Origin of the sequence: Pseudomonas sihuiensis (genome assembly GCF_900106015.1) — a bacterium.
Taxonomy (GTDB): domain Bacteria; phylum Pseudomonadota; class Gammaproteobacteria; order Pseudomonadales; family Pseudomonadaceae; genus Aquipseudomonas; species Aquipseudomonas sihuiensis.
Genome location: NZ_LT629797.1, coordinates 1,767,097 through 1,788,751, shown reverse-complemented (window position 1 = coordinate 1,788,751; position 21,655 = coordinate 1,767,097). Strand labels below are relative to the sequence as shown.

The 21,655-nt window shown below is 51.4% G+C and carries 30 protein-coding genes; 13 read left to right on the top strand and 17 right to left on the bottom strand.

Features of this window, described 5'->3' with window-relative positions; genetic code table 11:
• Positions 1 to 25: 25 nt before the first annotated feature.
• Positions 26 to 310, top strand: a complete 285-nt coding sequence (locus BLT86_RS08410) for a hypothetical protein (RefSeq protein ID WP_003461360.1) — start codon at positions 26 to 28, stop codon at positions 308 to 310.
• Between the two features lie 10 nt (positions 311 to 320).
• Here BLT86_RS08410 and dusA read toward each other — a convergent pair whose 3' ends face one another.
• Positions 321 to 1,289, bottom strand: a complete 969-nt coding sequence (dusA, locus tag BLT86_RS08405) for a tRNA dihydrouridine(20/20a) synthase DusA (RefSeq protein WP_269458110.1) — start codon at positions 1,287 to 1,289, stop codon at positions 321 to 323.
• Between the two features lie 140 nt (positions 1,290 to 1,429).
• Between dusA and BLT86_RS08400 the strand changes: the two genes are divergently transcribed.
• Entirely contained in the window at positions 1,430 to 2,545 is a 1,116-nt protein-coding gene (locus BLT86_RS08400) for a site-specific integrase (protein WP_023131614.1), read from the top strand.
• On the opposite strand, the gene BLT86_RS25730 is transcribed toward BLT86_RS08400, so the two are convergent.
• Together BLT86_RS25730 and BLT86_RS08395 are read right to left on the bottom strand one after the other, a co-directional pair.
• Positions 2,537 to 2,806: a hypothetical protein gene (locus BLT86_RS25730; protein ID WP_128622380.1), complete on the bottom strand. Its 270-nt coding sequence runs from the start codon at positions 2,804 to 2,806 to the stop codon at positions 2,537 to 2,539. The genes BLT86_RS08400 and BLT86_RS25730 overlap by 9 nt on opposite strands.
• 510 nt (positions 2,807 to 3,316) lie before the next feature.
• Positions 3,317 to 4,591: a hypothetical protein gene (locus tag BLT86_RS08395; protein WP_092376003.1), complete on the bottom strand. Its 1,275-nt coding sequence runs from the start codon at positions 4,589 to 4,591 to the stop codon at positions 3,317 to 3,319.
• A 670-nt stretch (positions 4,592 to 5,261) separates the two neighbouring features.
• On the opposite strand from BLT86_RS08395, the gene BLT86_RS08390 reads away from it, so the two are divergent.
• Positions 5,262 to 7,559: a plasmid replication protein, CyRepA1 family gene (locus tag BLT86_RS08390; protein ID WP_021219125.1), complete on the top strand. Its 2,298-nt coding sequence runs from the start codon at positions 5,262 to 5,264 to the stop codon at positions 7,557 to 7,559.
• 567 nt (positions 7,560 to 8,126) lie between these two features.
• Here the strand turns inward: BLT86_RS08390 and BLT86_RS08385 are convergent.
• The gene (locus BLT86_RS08385) at positions 8,127 to 8,486 is read right to left on the bottom strand and encodes a hypothetical protein (RefSeq protein ID WP_021219123.1); all 360 of its coding nucleotides are present in this window, start codon (positions 8,484 to 8,486) and stop codon (positions 8,127 to 8,129) included.
• A 433-nt stretch (positions 8,487 to 8,919) separates the two neighbouring features.
• Here BLT86_RS08385 and BLT86_RS08380 point away from each other — a divergent pair, with 433 nt between their 5' ends.
• The 3 genes from BLT86_RS08380 to BLT86_RS08370 all read left to right on the top strand — a co-directional run bounded on the left by BLT86_RS08380 (position 8,920) and on the right by BLT86_RS08370 (position 10,094).
• The gene (locus BLT86_RS08380) at positions 8,920 to 9,294 is read left to right on the top strand and encodes a hypothetical protein (protein ID WP_092376000.1); all 375 of its coding nucleotides are present in this window, start codon (positions 8,920 to 8,922) and stop codon (positions 9,292 to 9,294) included.
• 108 nt (positions 9,295 to 9,402) lie between these two features.
• A complete protein-coding gene (locus tag BLT86_RS08375; protein ID WP_031670396.1) occupies positions 9,403 to 9,879 on the top strand; it encodes a hypothetical protein in 477 nt (158 codons plus the stop codon).
• Positions 9,879 to 10,094 (top strand): hypothetical protein, encoded by a 216-nt coding sequence (locus BLT86_RS08370; protein ID WP_021219119.1) that lies wholly within the window; start codon positions 9,879 to 9,881, stop codon positions 10,092 to 10,094. The genes BLT86_RS08375 and BLT86_RS08370 overlap by 1 nt, the downstream gene beginning before the upstream one ends.
• Here BLT86_RS08370 and BLT86_RS08365 read toward each other — a convergent pair.
• Genes BLT86_RS08365 through BLT86_RS08315 form a run of 12 tightly spaced genes read right to left on the bottom strand, consistent with a single transcriptional unit; the run spans position 10,091 to position 13,826 of the window.
• Positions 10,091 to 10,453, bottom strand: coding sequence for a hypothetical protein (locus BLT86_RS08365; protein ID WP_092375997.1), 363 nt, complete (start codon positions 10,451 to 10,453; stop codon positions 10,091 to 10,093). The two genes, BLT86_RS08370 and BLT86_RS08365, sit on opposite strands and share 4 nt — an antisense overlap.
• Positions 10,454 to 10,491: 38 nt before the next feature.
• Positions 10,492 to 10,773: a hypothetical protein gene (locus tag BLT86_RS08360; RefSeq protein WP_021219112.1), complete on the bottom strand. Its 282-nt coding sequence runs from the start codon at positions 10,771 to 10,773 to the stop codon at positions 10,492 to 10,494.
• Positions 10,770 to 11,060: a hypothetical protein gene (locus BLT86_RS08355; protein WP_021219111.1), complete on the bottom strand. Its 291-nt coding sequence runs from the start codon at positions 11,058 to 11,060 to the stop codon at positions 10,770 to 10,772. Before BLT86_RS08355 ends, BLT86_RS08360 begins: the two co-directional genes overlap by 4 nt.
• The gene (locus BLT86_RS08350) at positions 11,057 to 11,380 is read right to left on the bottom strand and encodes a hypothetical protein (RefSeq protein WP_021219110.1); all 324 of its coding nucleotides are present in this window, start codon (positions 11,378 to 11,380) and stop codon (positions 11,057 to 11,059) included. The genes BLT86_RS08355 and BLT86_RS08350 overlap by 4 nt, the downstream gene beginning before the upstream one ends.
• Positions 11,377 to 11,640 carry a hypothetical protein gene (locus BLT86_RS08345; RefSeq protein ID WP_021219109.1) on the bottom strand — a complete coding sequence of 88 codons (264 nt, stop codon included), beginning with the start codon at positions 11,638 to 11,640 and terminating at the stop codon, positions 11,377 to 11,379. Before BLT86_RS08345 ends, BLT86_RS08350 begins: the two co-directional genes overlap by 4 nt.
• Positions 11,641 to 11,654: 14 nt before the next feature.
• The gene (locus BLT86_RS25725) at positions 11,655 to 11,924 is read right to left on the bottom strand and encodes a hypothetical protein (protein WP_128622378.1); all 270 of its coding nucleotides are present in this window, start codon (positions 11,922 to 11,924) and stop codon (positions 11,655 to 11,657) included.
• The gene (locus BLT86_RS08340) at positions 11,921 to 12,124 is read right to left on the bottom strand and encodes a hypothetical protein (protein ID WP_021219108.1); all 204 of its coding nucleotides are present in this window, start codon (positions 12,122 to 12,124) and stop codon (positions 11,921 to 11,923) included. Before BLT86_RS08340 ends, BLT86_RS25725 begins: the two co-directional genes overlap by 4 nt.
• The gene (locus BLT86_RS08335; RefSeq protein WP_021219107.1) at positions 12,117 to 12,449 is read right to left on the bottom strand and encodes a hypothetical protein; all 333 of its coding nucleotides are present in this window, start codon (positions 12,447 to 12,449) and stop codon (positions 12,117 to 12,119) included. Before BLT86_RS08335 ends, BLT86_RS08340 begins: the two co-directional genes overlap by 8 nt.
• Before the next feature lies 1 nt (position 12,450).
• Positions 12,451 to 12,744, bottom strand: a complete 294-nt coding sequence (locus BLT86_RS08330; RefSeq protein WP_021219106.1) for a hypothetical protein — start codon at positions 12,742 to 12,744, stop codon at positions 12,451 to 12,453.
• 43 nt (positions 12,745 to 12,787) lie between these two features.
• Positions 12,788 to 13,084, bottom strand: coding sequence for a hypothetical protein (locus BLT86_RS08325; protein ID WP_023131616.1), 297 nt, complete (start codon positions 13,082 to 13,084; stop codon positions 12,788 to 12,790).
• Position 13,085: 1 nt separating this feature from the next.
• Entirely contained in the window at positions 13,086 to 13,412 is a 327-nt protein-coding gene (locus BLT86_RS08320) for a hypothetical protein (RefSeq protein ID WP_092375994.1), read from the bottom strand.
• Between the two features lie 51 nt (positions 13,413 to 13,463).
• Positions 13,464 to 13,826: a hypothetical protein gene (locus tag BLT86_RS08315; protein WP_021219104.1), complete on the bottom strand. Its 363-nt coding sequence runs from the start codon at positions 13,824 to 13,826 to the stop codon at positions 13,464 to 13,466.
• A gap of 216 nt (positions 13,827 to 14,042) precedes the next feature.
• On the opposite strand from BLT86_RS08315, the gene BLT86_RS08310 reads away from it, so the two are divergent.
• From BLT86_RS08310 to BLT86_RS25905, 3 genes are all read left to right on the top strand, one after another.
• Entirely contained in the window at positions 14,043 to 14,408 is a 366-nt protein-coding gene (locus BLT86_RS08310; RefSeq protein WP_021219102.1) for a histone-like nucleoid-structuring protein, MvaT/MvaU family, read from the top strand.
• Positions 14,409 to 14,480: 72 nt separating this feature from the next.
• Entirely contained in the window at positions 14,481 to 15,002 is a 522-nt protein-coding gene (locus BLT86_RS25720) for a hypothetical protein (RefSeq protein ID WP_157719665.1), read from the top strand.
• A 70-nt stretch (positions 15,003 to 15,072) separates the two neighbouring features.
• The gene (locus tag BLT86_RS25905) at positions 15,073 to 15,249 is read left to right on the top strand and encodes a hypothetical protein (RefSeq protein ID WP_021219101.1); all 177 of its coding nucleotides are present in this window, start codon (positions 15,073 to 15,075) and stop codon (positions 15,247 to 15,249) included.
• Between the two features lie 10 nt (positions 15,250 to 15,259).
• Here the strand turns inward: BLT86_RS25905 and BLT86_RS08305 are convergent, their stop codons facing one another.
• Positions 15,260 to 16,132 (bottom strand): helix-turn-helix transcriptional regulator, encoded by an 873-nt coding sequence (locus BLT86_RS08305; RefSeq protein WP_021219100.1) that lies wholly within the window; start codon positions 16,130 to 16,132, stop codon positions 15,260 to 15,262.
• 112 nt (positions 16,133 to 16,244) lie between these two features.
• On the opposite strand from BLT86_RS08305, the gene BLT86_RS08300 reads away from it, so the two are divergent.
• The 4 genes from BLT86_RS08300 to brxC all read left to right on the top strand — a co-directional run bounded on the left by BLT86_RS08300 (position 16,245) and on the right by brxC (position 21,647).
• The gene (locus BLT86_RS08300; RefSeq protein ID WP_021219099.1) at positions 16,245 to 16,544 is read left to right on the top strand and encodes a hypothetical protein; all 300 of its coding nucleotides are present in this window, start codon (positions 16,245 to 16,247) and stop codon (positions 16,542 to 16,544) included.
• A gap of 167 nt (positions 16,545 to 16,711) precedes the next feature.
• Positions 16,712 to 17,401: a DUF1819 family protein gene (locus tag BLT86_RS08295; RefSeq protein ID WP_021219098.1), complete on the top strand. Its 690-nt coding sequence runs from the start codon at positions 16,712 to 16,714 to the stop codon at positions 17,399 to 17,401.
• The gene (locus BLT86_RS08290) at positions 17,392 to 17,970 is read left to right on the top strand and encodes a DUF1788 domain-containing protein (RefSeq protein ID WP_021219097.1); all 579 of its coding nucleotides are present in this window, start codon (positions 17,392 to 17,394) and stop codon (positions 17,968 to 17,970) included. Before BLT86_RS08295 ends, BLT86_RS08290 begins: the two co-directional genes overlap by 10 nt.
• Before the next feature lie 14 nt (positions 17,971 to 17,984).
• Positions 17,985 to 21,647 (top strand): BREX system P-loop protein BrxC, encoded by a 3,663-nt coding sequence (brxC, locus tag BLT86_RS08285; RefSeq protein WP_021219096.1) that lies wholly within the window; start codon positions 17,985 to 17,987, stop codon positions 21,645 to 21,647.
• Positions 21,648 to 21,655 lie beyond the last annotated feature (8 nt).

Genomic DNA, 21,655 nt, shown 5'->3' with positions numbered 1-21,655 from the left:
AGACGAGCTGCCAAGGAGCCCGAACATGTCGACCCAAACCCTGCTTTCTCGTTCAGTTTCCGCAGGCCTGGATACGCGTCAGTGCCGTGAGTGGCTGCAGGCCGCCGGGCTGCGCCTCAGCATGCCCCGGCTCAAGGTGGTGGAGGCGCTGTGCAGCGCCAATGACGAGCAGGAAATATCCGCGCGCGCACTCCACCAGCAATTGAGTGAGGCCGGCGAACCGCTGTCGCTGGTCAGCGTGCGCCAGGTGCTGCGCAGCAGGAGGAGAATGGCCTGGTGCAGACGACGGGGCGTAGCCGCTATCGTCTGAGCGCGCCGGATCAATGACCGCGTAGCAGTTCGGCTGCCTGATCGAGCAGCGCCAGCGGGTCTTGCACCTTGTGAATGTCCACCGACAGCAACTGGCGGAAGCGCCGCGCACCTGGGAAGCCTTGAGCCAGGCCCAGCACGTGACGGCTGACGTGATGCAGGGTGCCGCCCTCGCGCAGATGCTGTTCGACGTAGGGTTTGAGTGCGAGCAGGGCGTCCATGCGGGTAATGCCCGCGTCCGCGGCGCCGAACAGGCGACTGTCCACCTGCGCCAGCAGATAGGGGTTGTGATAGGCCTCGCGGCCGAGCATCACGCCATCGAAGGTCTGCAGGTGCTGCTCGCATTCCTCAAGGGTCTTGATGCCGCCGTTGAGGATGATCTCCAGGTCGGGGAAGTCCTGCTTGAGTTGGGCAGCCACGTCGTAACGCAGCGGCGGGATCTCGCGGTTTTCCTTCGGCGACAGGCCTTCGAGGATGGCGATACGCGCATGCACAGTGAAGCTGCGGCAACCGGCATCACGCACCTGGCCGACGAAATCGCACAGCTCGGCGTAACTGTCACGGCCATTGATACCGATGCGGTGCTTGACCGTCACCGGGATGTTCACGGCGTCCTGCATGGCCTTGACGCAGTCGGCTACCAGCGCCGGATGGCCCATCAGGCAGGCGCCGATCATATTGTTCTGCACCCGGTCGCTGGGGCAGCCGACGTTCAGGTTCACTTCGTCATAGCCGTGTTCTTCGGCCATCTTCGCGCAAGTCGCCAGGTCCTGTGGGTTGCTGCCGCCCAACTGCAGGGCAATCGGGTGTTCGCACTCGCTGTAACGCAGGAAACGCTCGCGGTCGCCATGGATCAGCGCGCCGGTGGTGACCATCTCGGTGTAGAGCAGGGCATGGCGCGACAACTGACGGAGAAAGAACCGGCAGTGGCGATCCGTCCAGTCCATCATCGGCGCTACAGAAAAACGCCTAGATAAAATCCCTTTAAAATCAGTAACTTGAGAGTGAGAATTTTCCACAAAAACCCCATAAAACTGTATTTAGTGAACACGGAGTGTACACGCGGTGCGTGTTCAGTGTAGATTTAGTGTACGTCTGAGCGAACACGGAGTGAACACGAATGGCCTCTATCACTAAGCTACCCAGCGGGAACTGGCGCGCATTGATCAGAAAGCGGGGAAGCGAGGCACTCAGTGAAACGTTCAAGAAGAAGAAAGACGCAGAGAACTGGGCAAAAGCTCAGGAGCTCAAGATTGATTCAGTCAGGAGAAATGGAAAAGCAGCGCCGCCAGCAGGCTCGACATTCTCTGATTTTATACGCAAGTACACAGAACAAGTCGGAGCAGTAAGTCCATTTCTTAAGAATAAAGCAGCATGTCTGAAGCGGCTGAGCGAAGAGTTTGAGGGCGTGCTGATGTCTGACATGACAGAGCTGCGGCTTGATCAGTTCGTAGACAAGCGATCACGTGACAGAAATGAGGATGGAGAGATTATTTCCGGCGTCACGATTGCTGGAGACCTGTCATACATCGGAGTTGTTCTGAGCTGGGCTAAAGATGTCAAGCACTACGATGTTGATGAGACAGTTGCAAAAAAAGTACGAGCTAAACTAAAAAAGAGGGGCTTTAACACAAGAAGTGAAGAAAGAACACGGGAGATTACAACGGAGGAACTTGAGGAGATTCTTGCAGAGTACGAGAAGAAAGCAGGAAGGCAAATAATCCCGATGCAGGACATTATTCTTTTTGCGCTGCACTCAGCTATGCGGCAAGATGAAATATGCCGGATAAGAATTGAGGATTTCAAAAGGGATGCGAAGACTGTAATGATTCGCGATAGAAAGCACCCAGAAAAAAAGAAGGGAAATAATCAAACCGTTCCGCTTTTTGAGGGGGCTATGGTGCTTGCAGAAAAATATGCGGGAGACAGAAAAGCAGGAAAGATCTTTAACTACAACAGCAAGTCTGTATCTTCATCATTTACGAGGGTCTGCAAAAAATGCGGCATCGAAGACCTGCATTTTCACGACTTGCGGCACTCTGCCATCGGAATTTTGTTTGAGCTCGGCCTGCAAATTCATCAAGTCGCAGTGATTTCAGGTCATAGCGACTGGAAAATGCTTAAGCGCTACACTCATATTGATGCGGAAGATGTGCATGCCGCCCTTGAAAAGCGCGAAGCAAGGCGGCGAAATCGTCAGGCGCTGATGGAATATCTCAACATTTCATCAAATTGAGCGGTAAATTGCTTCCCTTCCGCGCTCCTTTTTGAGTGATTTCATGTAGTCTCTGACGTCAGAAACCTCATAAAAGTACGCGTTTCCGAAGCGGATATGGGCTGGCCCATTGCCCCTTTTGCGCCAGTCCTCTACCGTTTTCGATGTTGCTTTTGTAAGCGATATGACCATTTCTTCAGTCATAAAGCCCATCTCATTAGCAATGCGACGGCGTTCTTGTTCAACTTGATCAATCAAAACTAAATCAATGGCAGTACTCATCTCTGTTATCTCGACTTCGTGCAACGTCTCTCACGGTGCGCTGCAACGCTGTCAATAATATCGAATCGTTAACGGCTGTCTACAACTTTTTTGCATTCGACTATTGACAAGTTGTCAATACGCAGGGTCAAAACCGAGCGCCAGAGTATAGAAATCGCATACGCTGCAAAGCCCGCTTATTAATTGATTATTTGCCAATAAACTTTTTCGCAGGCAAGAAAAAGCCCCGCTGGCGGATGTGAGAGAACCAGTGGGGCTAACAACAAGAGATGATGTGATCGGAAAGGTGATTAACCAACCACACCTTTATAATAGCACAATGCAATCTCTTGTGTGCAACAAAAAACCCTTATTTATATGTATTTTTGAGCGCAAAACATGGCCTGTTTGTTGTCAAAACAAAGGCTAATTATGGTGCATTGTGAAGTGCTTTCAGAGCGGGAAGCCGCATGGGCACTGATGAAAAAGCCCCTACGGTGAGGGGCTGGTGGGCTTGAGGGGTTTAGCGGATTACTCGATGTAGATATTTCCGATTTCGTTCTGGTCTGGGAATCCGTTAGTTCCTGGCCTTCTTTTGATGCGGGCCTTCACGATTTTTCCGCTCAGTTTGATCATATCTTGGATGCTATTAATTTCTTGCTTCGTTGCAATTGAAGCACGCTCGGCCATCTCTTTACTTACTTTGATCGCGCTGTCGCTGTAGCCTGCTCCGAAAAGTGTATGCCAGAAGATCGCCCCGGCATGGTCTCCAGACACGATTTTGCAGCTCAATTTTGCGGATTCTTTCCCGTTTTTTGTCGTGTGTTCAGCCTTAAAGACCTGGATAACTGCATCATGCTGAGGCACTGCGCCCCGGTTTTCGCCACGACAGTTAACGATTTTGAAGTCTGTTTGGGTCTTGCGACGCAGCCAGCTGATGTGAGATTTAACGAATGCACGGCAAGAGCGGAGTGATGCCTGGGCTTGGTTTTCGCCTGCTCTGGGTCTGTTTCTGCTGTATTCATGGTCAGCGAAGTATCCGAAGCCTGGTGTTGTTTGGTCGTGCTCAAGCAGGCGCTTGGCAATCTGCTCTTCTGTGGAGCCACGGAACATTGCGCCAAGCAGGCGGTTGAGTTCGTAAGAGCGGCCCTTGGCCCCAGCTGCGGTGCCTCCTGTTTTGCGGGGCTTTGATGGCTGGGCGTAGTCGAAGTCCTGGCCGTATGTTGACTGGCGCATCTTGAGGTCAAGCACGTCGGCGGGGTGGCCGGGGTTGTAGAAGCTGATGCTGCCATTCAGGCGTTCAGGGTGCACAGTGAAAGTGAAGTAGCAGCGCGACACTTCGTTCTTCCAGCAGCGGTCTAGGACTTTTGAGAAACGACCATCTAGGAAGTCGTCAAAATCCTCTACCAGGGCCGACATTAGAAATGGGTATTCCTCGGGGTAAGCTGGCTGATTGAACGGGATTAGCAGGCGGAAGCGTGGGCAATCAGCTGTGTTTGAGAAACTTGTGCAGACAGCGTGCTCGTAGCCGAGATCAAGGCATACGTCCTCTATTTCTTCGAGGCCGATGATGTCGTCTTCTGGTTTCTGATCGATGTCGAAGACTGCAATGCTGATTGCCTTGACGTTTTCAGCTGTTCTTTCTAGAGCGCGGAAGCTTGATGGGATGAACGTTTTGCCATCTTTGATTTCGCTGACGCGCATGTCTGCCAGCTCGTTTTCGAAGAAGTCTTTGAAACTGGCCGCTTCTTTATTAGCTACGGTATTCGTTCTTGCTGAGTATTGGGTTGCATATTGGATCTTCATCTCTTGTCACCTTTTATTATGGTGTCAGTCTCTCGCTGACATTTCTATTATCACTATGAGATATCATCCATGCAATACACTGATCTATTGACACTTAGTTAATAAATGGTATGTAAGTGGGAATTCAGTGGTGTATATGTGGGAATTCGGTGTGTGCCAAGTGGTGATTAGGTAGTGAAGAATATTTCAAAGTGGATGTCGGCGGGCGGATAATCAAAGTTAGCTAGCTGCGCTGTTTAAGAGTTTTTCAAAGCCAGGAGAAACAGCTAGCCTTGCCGCGTTGTCTAACCGGAATCCTGCAATCTGTCCACGGGCTACACTCGTATTCCGCCTCTATAATAAAAATAATAGAAGAGGGCAGATTTTTGGTTCGCGGGGTAGACTCAATTGCATAGCGCAGCGAGACCCGCCAGATCTTGCGCCGTTGGTTTCCCCTGGTTTTTCGAAACTCGTATGCTTTGAAGCTTGCTTGATAAATCCAGCTATTTTTTTATCTACACCGAATCACCACTTGGCACCCACCGAATTCCCACATATACACCACTGAACTCCCACTTACATACCCTTTATTAGCTAAGTGTCAATAGATAAGGCCATTGAAAGTGCGCAGGATCATTGCAATACTGTATTTGCAGTTGTGAGAGACTGTAACTACAAAGAGATGAATACCATGTTCGCTATCAACACTGAAATCAAAGGCTACACAACAATACAGTCAGATGACGTTTTAGCAAAAGCTAAAGAACTCCGCGCTGATTACTCTTCTGCGAAAAGAATCATCGGCATTAAAGACTGCGTTACCGACGCTATTGATGCCGCATACAAAACAGCGTCAGGAATTGCCGACATCAACGGCACAATCATCGCTGACTCTATCTACAAAATGAGCAAGCTCGACGTAGCAATACTGATCGCTCGTAACGACAGCTCTGAACGCGCAATGCACAAAGCTGCTTATGAGCTAGCACGTGATGCTTTCTTGACTGGCGACATCAGCGGTAAATCAAAAATGCTGGCAAAAGCCTCTGGTCGCTCCGCTGCTGAATGCCAATACCTCATCGAGCGAAAGCTCGAGCGCATGAATTCTGAGCTGTATCGCAGAACACAACGAGTCTCTTCTGTCTATGAAGATGTATACACCGTAGCCCCTGAAAGCCCGGCAGATATCTTCGAGGACATCAAAAACGGTGGGAAATTTCTGCTGAACCTGCCGACCGGGTACGGCAAAACGTCAGAAGTAATCGAACCTCTTGTTCGTGACGCAATTTACTTCAATAGAAAAGTACTGGTAATTAGTCACCGCCGCTCGATCAACGCAAACATCTGTAACGGCATCCCCGGCCTGGTCTCTTACGACGAATGCACTTCGCCAGAAATCATCAGAAATGCTATGGGCATCAAGATCGTTGTTAACTCACTCAGCGCAGCGAAGTTCAAGGATTTCATCGAGAGCGCTGACACAGTGATCATCGACGAAGCTAGCCAGGTAATTTCCCATGTCCTCGGCGGCGAAGTTAAAGCCCGCGAAGCTGTCTGGAACGCCCTGGATTTTGTTGTCAAAAACGCGCCCACCGTCGTTATGGCCGACGCCGATATCAATGCACGCTGCGTTGAAATGATCGGCTGGGATCACACGCTGTATAGCATTAAGCGCGATCACAGCGACATCAGCGTTAAGACAGGGGATCTCGATCATGTGCGTGGCCTTGTAATCGAAGCTGCCGCTGGCGGCGAAAACGTGCTGGTCTCGTGTGACGGCGCCAAGGCTGCCAAGGCCCTTGCTGCCGCGATCAAAAAGCGCACTGGTGTGGAAGCCTTGGTGATCACTTCTGAGAGCGCAAAGTGGGAAGCCCAAGCCGCCTTCATTGCTGACCCAAATTCGACGGCTCACCAGGTCGTCATCTACAGCCCAGTCATTACTTCCGCGCTCTCGATCACTTCCGGTCACTTCAATCGCCACTTCGGCCTCTTCACTGGCCAGGTGGTTCCTTCTGATGCCATTCAGATGCTCCGCCGCGACCGCACAGCCAAGCAGTTCATCGTAGGCATGAAAGCCCCTGAATACAGCAAGCAAGAGCAGCTGGAAGCGTTTGAAGTGCGCTCTGATGCCCCAGCGACTCGTGCCGCTATCGAAGCTGCAAATCTGGATGAAGTCACCAAGGCGGCGATTATTGAAGCCCTTGATATTGACATCAAACCATCCGCGTTCGAGAAGACCCGTCGTGAGCACATGAGTGACGAGGCTTGGCTGCGCGACCACATCCAGAACAGTTTGCCAGCAACGCTGATCGCACAGGGCTTCAAAGTCGAAGTATTGGCGCACAACGACGAGCTGTCGCTACTCGGCTTCGTAGCTGATAGCCAAGGTCGCAAGGCGGTAAACAGAAACGCAGCTAAGAAGCTAATGGCAAGCAAGAAAGCAGGAGCCGACCTGGTTGCACATGTGGCCGACGCTGGATCTGCTAACGAGCAGGAATACTTCGAAGTCCTCCGCTCGCGAGCTGAAGAGGTTATTGGCCGCACCATTGATAAAGCTAGTGCCAGGCTCTGGAAAGAGGGCGAAGGCGAGGGTGCCATTAACCGCTTCCGCAAGCTCATGAAGCCCTCCGCTGACACCCCCGAAGGCAAGGTGTACGGCATGATCAAAGACGCCGTAGAGCGTATGCTGAAAGACGTAAAAATCAAGCTTAACGACGAAGGCAATGTACCCGTAGAGACGCTGGAAAGACTGTGGAAGTCTGAGCAAAGCACGCAGCTCTTCGACAAGCTAAACGCCATGCGCCTGGAAGTGATCCGCCAGGGCCTGAGCATCGGCAAAGCCAGCACCCCGGTAGCGAAGCAAGCCGCGATCACTAAGATCATGAGCCAGCTCGGTTTGAAGACAAAGAAAGTCAATGGTGGCAAATCGGGCTACTACTACGTGATTAAAAGCGACAGTTTTGAGCAAATGATGAAGCATGTGGGGTAAGTGAGTAATGGGGCTGGGATGTCCCGTTATTTGGAGTTAGGAGTTGTGGGGTTTGTTGCCTGTAATAGTGAAAGTTGTTCGAAACTGTAAAAGTTGGAATATACCCCTAAATAACAACTTGGCTAGTTTACTTGTCAATGGATGATTGCCATAATGTGCTCATGGGCTCAGAGAAGAAATCAATAAACACAAGAGAATAAGGTTATGACTAACAAAGCTTCGATGTACATGAGCGTGGGGACTGGCAGTGTAGATACAATGGAAAATTGGATTGCCGAGTCTCCTTATTTTTACACGGAGCACAAAAGCGCAAAAGCGCAGCTGGATAGCTTGGTAGAGGTAGAGCTAGACGAAGATGGTCACTGGGTAGAAGTATAAGTGACGGTGGCAAGTACAGCGCTGTAACGACAGGTAACCGCTTTCCCAAGGATTTTATCCATTTAGTGCCTGGGCATGCGGGGCCTGTTGCACCGGGTGAGTTCTTCGCAGCTTGAATCTCAATGGAAATGGCTTAGTAAGAGTTTTTCAAAGCCAGAAAAATAACGGGCCCAGCTGGCCCGTCTTTCATCACGCCAGGAAGCTCTTATCTAAGAACAGCTCCGCAACTTCCCGGTTTGGATTCTTGGTGTAAGACTCCATTGCCGTGCTAAGAATCTCCTGCTTCAGCATCTCTACAAAACCGATTGGGAACATGATCTTGTAGTTGTTGCAACCAACACCCGTCGAAACCTTCTTAAACCGGGCCAGCTTCATTACGCGGCCTACATTTTTTGAACTCAAACCCAGCTGCTCGCGGGCATTGCCACGGCCTTCAATCTTGACGTCAGCCAAGGCTTCGGAGGTTTTGATAATCAGGGCATTCAGGATGTCTTCACCAAGGGTTTTGCGAGCAGTGTTGAAGATGGAATTGTTAGTGGAGTTAAACATGTTGGTCACCTTTTCTGTTCTTGTTGTAGAGTGCTTCTCAATTCTTATGTATAGATTAACCATCATCCTTGAGGTTGTAAATATAGACAAGTGACTAGTTTTAGTTGTTTTTTGAATTTTTACAGTTTCGAACAACAAGGGACTGATGGGGTGCTTGGCTTTGGTTCTTCTGGCTTTGAGAGGCTCTGTTTGATTTCAATAAAAAGTCCTCGTGAGGGACTTCTATTCTGACGAGGTTCGTCATTAGGCATAGCTAATTTAGCTTGTTGTTATTGTTATGCTCTATAGTCTCGTTGAGTCCCAATTTAAACTACTCCCCAAACCCCGAATATGTCCAAAGCCAGTTTTCCGTCAAACATTGCTCAACAGGCATCCGGCTGCTATTTTTATAAAGTAACAGTTTTGCGCTCAAATCTAAAATGAGGTCAGCTACATGACTCAAGACGCAAAAGAAAAGACCATTAAAGAAAACATGGCGAAGATAAGGACACAGGGCTATCCGCTCATTCGTGACGTAAAAGCAGAGAACGCCGTCGAGATAATGAGGGAGATCCTGGAGCGCAAAAGAAGCATGGACAAAGCCATTAACGTCATCGATTACATGCGCGAATTGCCAGATTCAATGAAAATCGAGGCAGTTTGCTGGCATGCTTTGCGCCAGGATTGGTATGCACTGCGCCATATTCCGCACCATTTGCAGACAAAAGAGATGCAGATCTACGCGCTAAAGCAGAGTCCCGATGCGTTGTTTTGCATTAAAGGAGAACTATGGGACGAACTGATTGAGATAATAAATGAGGGAGAATAGGGCGTTTCTGCGATAGATCCTGAGATCTCTTTCTGGCTTTGAACGCAAGGCTTGCGGCAGTGAGTGGCTACCTGACATCATCTCCGCTTCTGAGAAAAGGAGCGTTGTATGAAGAGGACTCTGGCACTCGTGCTGATCGCTGCTGCTGCACCAGCTGGCGCTACGCAGTATGTCGAACACCAGGGCGTAGGCCTTCAGGAGCGCGTCCTGATGCGCGGCAGTGACTATGTAGAGCTGTGCGCTCAGGCCGTGCAGGCGATCAAAGCAGGCAACTCCCCGCGCATTGACGGATGCATGCTGTACACCGAGGGGCTGCGCACGGGCTATGGAAAGGCGACTACCGAGGTCGTCATGCAAGGAGCCCTCTATCACGTGTCACCAGCTGGTGATGACTGGGAGGGCGCGCTAAATTCCCCGTTCTACGACAAGCTCAAAGCCACAATGACCCGCTGCGACCTGGCCGAGTCTACTCCAGCCATGGCTCAGAAGCTTTCTGCGTACGTGCAGGCTAAAGGAAAGGGCGCAGACGTAATGGCCTCGATCTTCTACAACTTCTTAAAAGACAACTACTCGGGGTGCAAATAATGGCAACTGCGCTCTCCGTACTGTCGAAGATCCTGTGGGTTCTACTGGCCCTTTTCGTCGGCGTATACGTGCTCAACTTCATCTTTGTTGGTGAGGCCCTAGCAACCTGGGATTTCTACACATGGCTAGCACACGGCATCGTAGTTTCGATCTGGGCATTGCTGGCCTTTGCTCTGGGTTTTGGTGCCAAAAAGCTGCGCTCCAGGGCTGCCTAAGCGCCAGGCTTCAGCTCTACAGATCGAACGAACCCTGTGTTGTCGTAGATATCCAGACGGTCGCCACTGATCTCGTAGCTAATGCCTAGTGGATCGTTCTTCATTAGCCGGTCGCCGCGACGAGATAGCGGGAATTCAGCACGATAGCCGCCGCTGGCAATCCAGATCAGCTTGTAGTTGTCACCATGTCGCTCAATAGTCGTCGTGGCACCCCCGGCCTTGTCGAACCATGAGCCCAAAACTCCCTGCTTATCGATGCGCTTCTGTGCTGAAAATGCATAGCTACTTATAATGCTGCACGCCACGGCGGCCAGAATTGCCGTAATCGTGATCAAGATAATCTTGGCGCTGACTAGCATTTCATTCTCCAGTGGCATTGGAATTGGCTATTTCTGCGCTAGATATTGAGATCGTCTTCAAGTTTTGAGCGCAAATAGATGGCGTATTCTTGGCGTTCTGGGTTTTTTACATAGATATCAGCTAATACATCGCGAAACTCAGCGAAAGACTGCTTATCGAGAGTGTTGTGGTACCCGAATTCCTTAATAAAATCGAAGTAAGCACGGATATTAATCTCCCCGTAATCCGCAAAATATTTCTTCTTTTTTTTGGAGTTGTGCCTGTGCTCAATTGTAAATAGCAGGAACTTCGCTTCATCAGAGTTCAGTAGCCTGGTCATCTCAAGTAGCCTCTCTTGCCGCGAATTAGCACGGCATTAATACGCTTTCCGTGCTGAATCGTCTCTGTAATGTCCTGCTTTTGCTCTGTCGTGAGATGCCATCCACGATCATTTAAGTCAGTTTCAAACTGATATTGGCCATTAAAGTCTTCTGGGTTCTTCACCTGCACGACCTGGATTTGCTGCAATTCATGCACGGAATCAACGCCATTTTCATAGCCATCAACTAGGATTTCAGAGTCTTTTGGTAGCAAAAGCAGGGCGTCGATAAGGTCTTGAACGGTCATAAGCCAAGCTCCGCAGCTAGCAAATTTTCTGTGTATTTCTCTCGCAGATCGATGCGCCTGCTGCGTTTGATGACTGCTCGCATATACATTAGCGCATTGCCGAAGCTGATAAATGAGTAATACGGTTCTTCGTCAGGCACTTGAAAGCTGATCTTGATATCGTCGTGCGTCACTTTGACAGTCAGCAAGTGAATTTCTGCGCTGATTAGAGTCTCAAGATAGTCTCCAAGCAGCTCGCACATGTAGTCGATTTTGTAGCGGATTTCATGGCTCTGGCGTTTGCGCTCAAAGCTGAAAAGATCCGTTGGAACTAGACTCATAGCTCAAGATCTCTTTCAAGTTTCATTCGCATAAACACATGCAAATGGGTCTTTTCCGGGTTTCTTTCGTACTCGTCGCACAGCTTTTTTAGCGCATTATTCACGCCAATCTTCTCTTTTATTTCGCCGAATTCGCGTTCAAGGCCAGCAGCAATTTCATAAAAATGGTCTGGAAATTTGTATTGCTGGGCCCGGCCAAGATTGTAGTGAAAGAGAAAGGCGTAGAACTCGTTGTCTTCAAGAAGCCGAAGCAGTTTCATGTTAGCGCAATGCCTCAAACTGACAGATCTCTTTCAAGACGCATGCGATTGAAGATTTGTAGGTGTGTTTTCTCCGGGTTTTGTTCCAGATGCTGACAAAGCTCGTCAATTGCCTGATCAATTCTCATTGGTTTATCGAAACTTTCTGGCCCAAATTCCATCAGCATTGCGTGAATAATTAGCTCAAAAAGCTCTGGAATATGACGGTCTGGCCAGTAACCGCGTGATACGCACATACATAGCTCAACGAATTCCAACTCATTCACAACCGCTGGATGTCTCATAGCCCCAAATCCCCCTCTAGCTGTTCTCGCAGATACTTTGCCAAGTGCTTCTTCTCTGGATTTCGTAGATATTCAGCGGCCATTTCATCTCGAATAACATCTTCTAGCGACAGATCTTCTGACACAAACAGCAAGCTTTGGGCTCTTTTGCTGCCAAACTCCAACTCATATTCGAAGTAGAGCTGGGCGTAGTCAGGCATTCTGGGGTTCCTGGTTCTGGTTTAGAATCAGCTCAAGAGGCAGGTCAATCAGCATGCTTTCGAAGTCTTTGAGCCATGTTCTTGCTGGGTTTTGCCAGTAAATCTCGCAGACTTTCAGCGTGAGAATTGCTTCGAGCTCGGGTGATTTGAGAGCAAATTGCTTGGCTTCATAGTCGTTTCTAGCGCCGTGAAATGGTGCCAGCTGGTTCAGCAGCTCCAGGTTTGACGAGCCCGTCTCTCTGCGTGCTGCGCTCAATACCAGGTGCCTGCGTGCGTAAACAATGGCCTCACGGCGTCTCATGAGCTGCTGAAAATTCTCGCGCATGTCAGATCTCCAGTTCGTCTCGCAGTCGCTGATATAGGTACTTGCGCAGATGCTCTTTGCTTGTATCTTGTAGATAGATATCAGTCAGGCCTTTGATAACATCGGCGTATGACTCGCACGCGTGCAGATCGCCGCCTTCGTTTATGAAGTGCTCGCAAGCAATGATCTCTTTGACAAGCTTTCGCGACGGCAGACCGACGAAAAACAACTTCTTAAAAAGAGGGAAGTTCGACTCAGCATCTAAGTCATAAATGCCATTGTGCTTGCCGTCGCTAAGAACTCGAATATGATGCATGCCAATAGCCTTTCAGTTGTGCGAAGCTGACCGAGGTTTTTAGCTAAATGCCAAGTTCTCTTTCGAGCTTAATGCGCATAACTCCAGCCAGATGCTCTTTGCTCGGATCTTCAAGATACTTTGCGCTCAAAGCCTCAATCATCTCGTCAATCTCCAGCTGCGCTTGAGAGTTAAAGTCATGCTCAACCATCCCAAATTCCAGCAGATAGGCATCTAAAACGACTGCAAAATAGTCAGGAAATTTCCCTTTTTTATGGCCGTATACACGCTGAAAGACGTACATAGTGAAGTCGCATGACTCAATTGTTTTGCTCCAGTTTTCACTCACATAGCTTTTCATGTCACAATCCCAGATCGTTTGTTAGCAAAAAGCGCTTGTCTTCGAGACTGGCTTTTTCGCGAGTGAGTCGTTTTCGAGCTGCTTGCATGCCCAGGATTAAGGCTTTTTCTGTAGATATTTCGAGCGTCCCGCCCGCGTGATGAATGATAAGTGTGTATTCATTTCGGCTTCTTTCGAGAGTGAAGTCCTGAATCTCGTAGTCGTCGTGCTTTTCTTGAAGCACTTCTGATACATAGTCGTCGAAATAGCGGGCCGCTTTGCGCACTCTAGCTTCGGCTTTCTCGCCAGCAAAGTGCAGAAAGAGCAGGGCCTGACGTGTCCATTTCAATGCATTGATCCCCAAAAGCGGCGTTAATGACACTTTTTAATGAGTTATGGATCAGATGGAAAGCTTGTTGGATAGACTTTGGACGTAGTACTGCCGCAGATTCTCTTGAGACCTGTCTTGCATGTATGCTTCAGAAAGCCTGTCAGTGAGCGTTTTTATGAGAAGAATGGAATCGTCATGGCTCATAAAAAACCTGATGTTCTTGCTGTCCAGTCTTTTTAGAGTGCGGAATTTGCCCTGATTTGACTCATCTGCCGGGCAGGTAAAGAAGTGATATAGATCCAGGTCGGCATCTACAAAGTCAGGCTCGCTAGTGATGTGCGCGATGATGCCGGAGAGCACGTTAGCGCCAAGAACGGAGCTTGCGGCCTTCAGAATGGCCTGAACTTCGTCGTATCTGTAATCGATAGTCACTGAGATGGCGTCCGCTTGGGGCTACGGACACCCCATTGTAAGGCATCTCTTGTCCGTGTCTACCCCATTTTGATGTCAAATCCTGTCGCAGGAATGGCGCTTATGATGTCGATCTTGCGATTGAAAGCGGCCTTTATGATGCGGTTTATAAAAAATAACTTGCATTGAAAAGGAGACCCCATATATTCGAAATCCTCAAAACAAAGGAGCATCACAATGTCCCGTCTTGCTGAATTCCGCGCACTCGAAGCTCAGATCGCCGAAGAAATGGCCCGCCTTGAGAGCATGAAAGAAGATAAAAAGCTCCAAGTGGAGATTGATTTTGAGCGCAAATTGATCAGTTTGATGGCCGCGTACGACAAGAATCTGCGCGATATCATCATGATTCTTGACCCTCATGTCGGTCGTTCCAGCGCGAAAAGCGACGAGGGCAAGGGCAATCGCAAAGCTCGTGCAGTCAAGATCTACGAGCACCCCGACACGAAAGAGCGCATCGAGACCAAGGGTGGCAACCACAAGACCCTGAAGGTATGGAAGGAGGAGCACGGCAGCGAGATGGTCGAGAGCTGGCGCATCCAGTAGAGTCGTGGTCTTTTGAGCTTGGCCGGGGTGCACAGCCCTGGCCGGGATAGCTTGCGTTGAGGGGGTGCTTGCGTGAACGATATTCAAAAAGCTATTGCAAAACGTCTTAAAAAGAAGATTGGGGCTTCTGGTTATGTTCTCGATGCCGGTCAAGCGCTCGGGGCAATGTCCGAAATTTGGCTTTACAGCTGCAATGTCGCGGGTAAAAAAATTAAGCAGCGTGCTTCTTTTCAGCTCACTTTCGATGCATGCCGAGCAATCAATGAGCGCAGTGAGCATCTTTACTGCGAACTAGAAGAAGATGAGCAGATGCTTTTGCATTCGCTCTATTCTAAGTACGACAATGACGGTAACTCTGTAAGCGCAGAAGAAAAACAGCTGCTGTCATTTCTGCTGCTCAAGTTCGCGATCTCAAATGAGCTTAATCATGACCATGAAATTGCACCAGGTATGCACTTCATTGTTGTAGATATTCCGAACGATTCGGGTTTTGGGCTATGCGGCTTTGCTGTAGCGGATCATCCATGCATTCTCACGAATGATGAAGTAGTAGAAGCAGTAGAATTTTTTGTAGAACAAGTGAATTTTGTTTGACCAGAACCCGGCATCGCCGGTTTTTTATGCTTTGGTGCGCTTGCCGCCATAGTGGTCGCGTGGAGGGGAAATGATTCAGCTCGATCTCAATACCAATGATGCTGAGGCGCTCCTGCATCACGCCCGGACATTCAGGCCGAACAGCTCTGATCCGCGCGAAGACATGCGCCTACAAGACGCTCTGGATGACTTAGTTGAGGCGATTGAGCGGCATTTCCATGAGACAGCTTTACAGCGCTGCGATTGATTCAAATTGCTCATTCATAAAGCCAGGGCTTCAGGTCATCCAGATTAGCCACAACGATTTGCTGCGCGCTGGCACGAGACTGGATCTTGTGCGGATCGAGCTGATAGCGCTGCAACACATACTGAACAAGCGCGCCGCGACTCTCAACGATTAGCTGACCATTTTGCATGCCGTAGTCCGCTTCGATCACGGCGCGCTGGGCAGGCTTCAGGCGTGGGTCAGGTTCTATGATGATGCTGACTTCAGCTTGCCAGTCACCGTCCATCTCCCGCGCCATTTCTGAGTGATCAAGTACGTCCGGATCACCTCTGAAGCGGCTCAACACAAAATCCCGATAATCACTGTTCTTTTCGCAGTACGCCCTTACGTGCCAGCGCATGCCAGTAAAGATCAGCGTGTGTGGGACGATCAGACGTGTTTCAGGCTCTGGGTTTGCCAGGGACACATACTCGCATTCCAGACGAAGCCCATCCCGGCAGGCCTTGAGTAGCGGTCTCAAAATCTCTGGGCGAATGGAGCGATCCGGCACCTGAAGAACCTCGGTATGTGCATATGCCAGGGCAAGGCCTTCGATATGCGGGGCCCTTTCATAGTTCTGATTGAGCAGGTGCAGGTAGGCGCTTGCACTGTCATCAATGAAGAGCGATTTAAAGCCCTTTGCCGGTACGTAGCCCTTCAGATGCTTGTCATATGTAAGGTTTCTAGGCGCATGCTCAGCGATGTACGTGTTGATGTCCTTTGAGGCCTGCTGCCTGCTGATGCCAAAGCTCTGCATCAGATGATTAGTCGTTAGGCGACCCTCCCACCAGGCGACGGTTTCTATAAGGCGATAGCGAAGGGCCAAATCCCAGCGAACCTGTGCGACTGTCTGCGACCTTTTCATGTCCTCTCCATGTGCTCCATTTGTTTACCTGTTTATGTAAACACTATAGATGTGTAAATACAGATTGCATATTGTTGGTGCGCGGTAAGGATGAGCAGCCAGAGGATTTGAGATGGAGTCGTTCGCACAGCCATGTGTCATTGCGGGCCTATCAGTATCAGTGATCGCGTTTCTCGCAATCATCTTGCTATGGCAGCAACTGCACATCTCAGGTTTACGCTCAACCTGCCAGGGCTTGCTCAAGCAAGTTGAGGATTTGCTACAGCGCCAGAGCGAGCTTCAGGAGCAGCGCCTAGAGATGCTGTCGGCGCTACGTGCGGAGCGTCTACATGTAGAACAGTTGAAGCGTAAGGCTCTGCTGCTGGAGATGGCCATGCAGGATGCATCACTGTGCGGAGGCCGAGAACGATGAGCTTGTCGGCTTGGCGATTGAATACGCTGCGCAGACCACGATACCAGGGCTTAGCCCGCGAAAATTGCTCACTCTTCGACCCGAAACCGGCCAGGCCAGCAATGGGAGGGAGGGTTGGGCGAGGGCTGACGCAAGACGCCGATTTGGCTGTTGGAAGCAGGCGCCAGATGCTGTCGTGGCCAGCGCATTTGTGGCTGGCGCTCAGTCCAGCCTGCACTCAAAATAACCACTTTTATGTGGTTGATGAGTGCGAGTCCTTTATGAGCAGTGTTTACCTGGCCAATTTCACCAAATGCTCATTAATCGTGCCCGAGACCCGGATCATTGCTGGCTTGCTGTTGCAGAGCGTGGAGCCTCGGGAGTGGGAAAGGCAAGTCTATGAGCTGAATGTGCTGCAAAAGCGCACAGCCAAGACGGCTGCTACCTATGCCAATTTGGCGAGAGCTCGCTTGCAAACGATGGATGTCGAGCTCTGGAAGCTGGTGCATGAAGGCAGCATGCCGGTTGCTACTCATGCGGTTTTGGCCGCAACTGTAAAGTTTTCGCCCTTGTTCGGTGATTTTCTGCGGACGGTCGTGCGGCACCAATTCCGCCGTTTTTCGACCCACCTGGAGCTCAGGCATTGGGATGCCTATATCGAAGACTGCCAGCGTGCTCAGCCGGATATGCCTGGCTTGACCGACTCTACGCGGGGTAAGTTAAGGCAAAATGCCATACGGATGTTGGCGGAAGCTGGCTTCATCGAAGATACCCGCAGCCTACGCTTACGCAGCCAGGCCATCGAGCCAGCTGTTCTTAATTATCTTCGTCAACAAAATGAGCAGTACGTGCTCGATTGCCTTCAGGTATGCCCGTGAACGACCTCGACGAACGCCTCAATAAAATCCTGGAGAAGATCACCTCTGATGACTTCCTTGGTGGTCAAGGTCTGGGCAACGAGGTGCCATTCTATGCCTTTGACTATCCACCTCAGGATGAGCTGAGGGTGCGCGAGCACGTCTTATTTCTCGAAGGCGCTATCAGCAAACGCCGCCCTGGGCTGAAGGTCGCGTTCATCAACCTGTTTGAGCTGCTGCTGGACATGCTCAACAAACGAAACCTGTTGGATAAGTCCATCGACCTGCAAGCGCAGAAGGGCGATGAGGCTCTGCAAAAAGCCCTAAAGGCACCACTGGATGCAGGTAAGGTCGCCAAAGAGCTGGTTGATCGCTACCCGCCCAGTGAGTTTGGCCTCCTGGTCATCAATGGTGTCGGAAGTGCCTATCCGCTGATTCGTACCCACAACCTCCTGAACAACCTCCAGCCTTTCATGGGGCAGACTCCGCTGGTGGTGTTTTATCCAGGCCTCTATGACGGCCAATCGCTCAAGCTGTTCGGTCAGCTGGGTGAGAAACCTTACTACCGTGCTTTCCGACTGGTGAGCTGAAAAGGATGTCCACCGTGCAAATCAAGAGTCTGTTTACCCGCTCCATCCACCGCTCCATCAACGGCGTGATCAAGGCTGACCAGGATGATGCTGAGTCCGTCTGGCAGGAGCTGGATGAGTACGTCATCACCCGCGAGTTGGATCAACACCTGCGCAGCTTTTTTGAAAGCTATCTGGCGGCCCTGGACAACCCCCAGGAGGCGTCCGGGCGAGTAGGGGTGTGGATCTCTGGTTTCTTCGGGTCGGGTAAATCGCACTTTCTGAAGATTCTCTCTTACCTGCTGGAGAACAAGCGGGTCAGCAAGAATGGCGAAACGCGTCAGGCCATCGATTTCTTCGAGCGCAAAATTGCCGACCCGATGCTGGCTGCCGACATCAAGCGCGCCATCGCCGCTGACACTGACGTGCTGCTGTTCAATATCGACAGTAAGGCCGACAGCACCGATGGCCGTGATGCCATCCTTCGCGTTTTTCTGAAGGTCTTTAACGAGCGCCTGGGCTTCTGCGGGGATCACCCACACATCGCCCACATGGAGCGTCACCTGGATGATCTGGGCAAGTTTACTGAGTTCAAACAGGCATTCGCTGAAGCGTCGGGCTCCACCTGGGAAGACGAGCGCGACGCCTACCACTTCCAGGTTGATGCACTGGCAACTGCTCTTTCGAAAACCCTGGGGCAGGAGATCAAGGACGCCGATGCTTGGGTAGAGCGGTTTGAAAGTGACTTCAGCCTCAATGTCGAAAGCTTCGCCCGGTGGGTGAAGGAATACCTGGATAAACGCGGCAAGGATCAGCGCATCGTGTTCCTGGTGGACGAAGTCGGCCAGTTCATTGGCCAGGACACCCACCTGATGCTGAGCCTGCAAACCATCACCGAAAACCTCGGCACGATCTGTGGTGGCCGCGCCTGGGTTCTGGTCACCTCGCAGGAAGACATCGATGCCGTTTTGGGTGAAGTGCGCGCCTCCAAGGCCAACGACTTCTCCAAGATTCAGGGTCGCTTCAAAACGCGTCTGTCGCTGTCCAGTGGTAACGTTGACGAAGTTATTCAGCGTCGTTTGCTCGACAAAGAACCTGAGCCCAAAGATGCCCTGCGCAAGATCTACCGCGAAAAGGCCGACATCCTGCGCAACCAGCTCAGCTTCACCAATACCGGGCGCACCTATAAAGCGTTCACCGACGAAGACAACTTCGCCGCCGTTTACCCCTTTGTGCCGTACCAGTTCCAACTCGTGCAGCGCATTTTTGAAAGTATCCGCAAGGCCGGTGCCACCGGCACGCACTTGGCCCGTGGTGAGCGCTCATTGCTGGATGCCTTCCAGTCTGCCGCCAAGGCCGTCAGTGAAAACAACGTCGGTGTCCTGGTACCGCTTTACCGCTTCTATCCCTCCATCGAAGGCTTCCTTGAGGGCGTGGTCAAATCGACCATCGATAACGCCGCCAGCAACCCAAGCCTGCAAGAGTTCGACCCCTTGGTGCTGAAGACCCTGTTCCTCATCCGCTACGTTGATGAGATCAAGGGCAATGTCGATAACCTCATCACCCTGTTTATCGATGAGATCGACGCCGACCGCCAAGGCCTGCGCAAGCAGATCGAAGACAGCCTCCAGCGCCTGGAGAAGGAAACCCTGGTCAGCCGAAACGGTGATGACTTCTTCTTCCTAACCAACGAAGAGCGCGACATCAGCCGTGAGATCAAGGATGTCGACCTCACCAGCGCCGATGAGGCACGTGAGCTGGGTCAGCTGCTGTTTGATGAAGCGCTACGCGGTCAGCGCAAGTTCCGTTTCCCTGACAATGGCAAAGACTTTGGTCTGAACCGCCAGTGCGATCTGCATCCCCTGGGCAACCGTGTTGATGGCGATCTGCTGATCTCGGTTATCAGCCCGTTGGTGGATGACCGAGACACCTGGAGCGAGCAGCGCTGCATTCTTGAATCCAGCCAGGGGGAGGGCAGTGTGCTCCTGCGCCTGGAAGACGAACGCGACTTGGCCCGTGAGCTGCGCCTGTACCTGCAAACCGACAAATACATCACCCGCAAAAACGACGGCACGCTGCCGCATAACACCAAGCGCATCCTTCAGGATCGTGCCGAGGAAAACCGCCAGCGCCGGCAGCGTCTGAGTACCACCGTGGATCGTCTGCTGCGTGAGGCCGAGGTCTATGTGGCAGGCAACAAACTGGAGACCAAGGCTTCCAGCGCACCGATGTTGGCCGAAGAGGCGCTCGACTACCTGGTGCGTAATACCTTCAGCAAGCTGGGCTATATCCAGCACCTGAGCAGCGATCCGCAGAAAGAAATTCAGGCCATGCTGGCCACGCCGCAAACCCCAGGTTTAGGTCTGGAAAGTACTGGTGAAGCTAATCCGCGTGCGCTCAAGGAGGTTAGCCAGCACATTGAACTCCTTGCCTCGCAGTCACGCCGCATCGTTCTGCACGACCTTGCGGAGACCCATTACGGTCGCCGGCCCTATGGTTGGCCAGAATGGGAAACCATATTGCTGATCGTACGGCTGATGCTGAAAGGCGAGGTCAGCCTTATCGGCAATGGTGGCCCGCTGGCTCCGCATCAAGTCTGGAATGAAATCTCCACGCCGGCCCGCTGGCGCACCACTGAAATCCAGAAACGCCAACAAGTCGGCTCTGGAGAGCTGCAAAAGGCCCGTCAGCTGTTTAAAGAGGTGTTCCAGAAGATCGCCCAGGATGGCGAGGACAACCTTTACAGCCTTCTGCAAAGCAGTCTGGATAGTTGGGAGAGCGAGTTCAAACAGTGGCGCGCATTGGCCCAAACTGGGCAGTACCCGGGGTTGGACGACATCGACCAGGGCCTCAAGCTGATTGGCAAACTCAAGGCAGCGCCGGACAGCTTTGATGCCATCCAGTTGTTCCTCAAAGAGCGTAGTGCGCTGCTAGACCTCTCTGACAGCCACGGTGACCTGGATAACTTCTACAGCAGCCAGAAAACCGCCTGGGACAAGCTAGGTGCGGCGCAGCGTGACTTCCAGCCCAACCGGCCCAAGCTGGAGAAGGATGAAAAGGCCGCTCGTGCTCTGGCTCGCATCGACGAAATCCTCAGCGCCAAGGCTCCGTTCAATCTGATTCGTGAGGGTGAGGGGCTGATCCAAACGATCACCCAGATTAACGACGGCTTCCTCAAGGAGGCCCACGAGCGCGCGGATGCCTGGTTGGACAAGCAATTGGCCAAGGTCAATGCGGAACTGGATGACCTGCAAGCCAGCACGGATCAGCGCAACAAGAGCCTGCTCGCCCTGCAAAACCTCCGGCAGAAAATTACTAAACAGCGCAGCCTGGCCCACATCAGCCAAATGCAGGATGAAGCCCGCGACCTGGCCGATGCGGCCATCGATCATCTGCACCTGTTAGCTGAACAAGCTGCCGCCAAAGCTAAGGCAGCAGCCAGTGCACCGGCACCAAAGCCCGTGGTCTCGGGCAGTGGTAACCCGGGCGTGCCAGTAGCCGAGCCTCCTGTGGTTAATACGCCTGCGGCTGTTGTCGCGCCGGTCGTACCGGTCAAAAAGCGCAAGGTAGTGGATGCTCAACTGCTCGCAGGCTCTGGTTACATCGAGACCCAAGCTGATATCGACAACTTCCTGGCCAAGCTGCGTAAAGAGCTTGAGCAGGCAATCGCTGACAATCAACGCGTTGAAATTCGCTAAGGAACAGC

Coding starts and splice junctions, on each gene's coding strand:
- BLT86_RS08410 (WP_003461360.1), top strand. CDS start 26: ATGTCGACCCAAACCCTGCTTTCTCGTTCAGTTTCCGCAGGCCTGGAT.
- BLT86_RS08400 (WP_023131614.1), top strand. CDS start 1,430: ATGGCCTCTATCACTAAGCTACCCAGCGGGAACTGGCGCGCATTGATC.
- BLT86_RS25730 (WP_128622380.1), bottom strand. CDS start 2,806: ATGAGTACTGCCATTGATTTAGTTTTGATTGATCAAGTTGAACAAGAA.
- BLT86_RS08395 (WP_092376003.1), bottom strand. CDS start 4,591: ATGAAGATCCAATATGCAACCCAATACTCAGCAAGAACGAATACCGTA.
- BLT86_RS08390 (WP_021219125.1), top strand. CDS start 5,262: ATGTTCGCTATCAACACTGAAATCAAAGGCTACACAACAATACAGTCA.
- BLT86_RS08385 (WP_021219123.1), bottom strand. CDS start 8,486: ATGTTTAACTCCACTAACAATTCCATCTTCAACACTGCTCGCAAAACC.
- BLT86_RS08380 (WP_092376000.1), top strand. CDS start 8,920: ATGACTCAAGACGCAAAAGAAAAGACCATTAAAGAAAACATGGCGAAG.
- BLT86_RS08375 (WP_031670396.1), top strand. CDS start 9,403: ATGAAGAGGACTCTGGCACTCGTGCTGATCGCTGCTGCTGCACCAGCT.
- BLT86_RS08370 (WP_021219119.1), top strand. CDS start 9,879: ATGGCAACTGCGCTCTCCGTACTGTCGAAGATCCTGTGGGTTCTACTG.
- BLT86_RS08365 (WP_092375997.1), bottom strand. CDS start 10,453: ATGCTAGTCAGCGCCAAGATTATCTTGATCACGATTACGGCAATTCTG.
- BLT86_RS08360 (WP_021219112.1), bottom strand. CDS start 10,773: ATGACCAGGCTACTGAACTCTGATGAAGCGAAGTTCCTGCTATTTACA.
- BLT86_RS08355 (WP_021219111.1), bottom strand. CDS start 11,060: ATGACCGTTCAAGACCTTATCGACGCCCTGCTTTTGCTACCAAAAGAC.
- BLT86_RS08350 (WP_021219110.1), bottom strand. CDS start 11,380: ATGAGTCTAGTTCCAACGGATCTTTTCAGCTTTGAGCGCAAACGCCAG.
- BLT86_RS08345 (WP_021219109.1), bottom strand. CDS start 11,640: ATGAAACTGCTTCGGCTTCTTGAAGACAACGAGTTCTACGCCTTTCTC.
- BLT86_RS25725 (WP_128622378.1), bottom strand. CDS start 11,924: ATGAGACATCCAGCGGTTGTGAATGAGTTGGAATTCGTTGAGCTATGT.
- BLT86_RS08340 (WP_021219108.1), bottom strand. CDS start 12,124: ATGCCTGACTACGCCCAGCTCTACTTCGAATATGAGTTGGAGTTTGGC.
- BLT86_RS08335 (WP_021219107.1), bottom strand. CDS start 12,449: ATGCGCGAGAATTTTCAGCAGCTCATGAGACGCCGTGAGGCCATTGTT.
- BLT86_RS08330 (WP_021219106.1), bottom strand. CDS start 12,744: ATGCATCATATTCGAGTTCTTAGCGACGGCAAGCACAATGGCATTTAT.
- BLT86_RS08325 (WP_023131616.1), bottom strand. CDS start 13,084: ATGAAAAGCTATGTGAGTGAAAACTGGAGCAAAACAATTGAGTCATGC.
- BLT86_RS08310 (WP_021219102.1), top strand. CDS start 14,043: ATGTCCCGTCTTGCTGAATTCCGCGCACTCGAAGCTCAGATCGCCGAA.
- BLT86_RS25905 (WP_021219101.1), top strand. CDS start 15,073: ATGATTCAGCTCGATCTCAATACCAATGATGCTGAGGCGCTCCTGCAT.
- BLT86_RS08305 (WP_021219100.1), bottom strand. CDS start 16,132: ATGAAAAGGTCGCAGACAGTCGCACAGGTTCGCTGGGATTTGGCCCTT.
- BLT86_RS08300 (WP_021219099.1), top strand. CDS start 16,245: ATGGAGTCGTTCGCACAGCCATGTGTCATTGCGGGCCTATCAGTATCA.
- BLT86_RS08295 (WP_021219098.1), top strand. CDS start 16,712: ATGCTGTCGTGGCCAGCGCATTTGTGGCTGGCGCTCAGTCCAGCCTGC.
- BLT86_RS08290 (WP_021219097.1), top strand. CDS start 17,392: ATGCCCGTGAACGACCTCGACGAACGCCTCAATAAAATCCTGGAGAAG.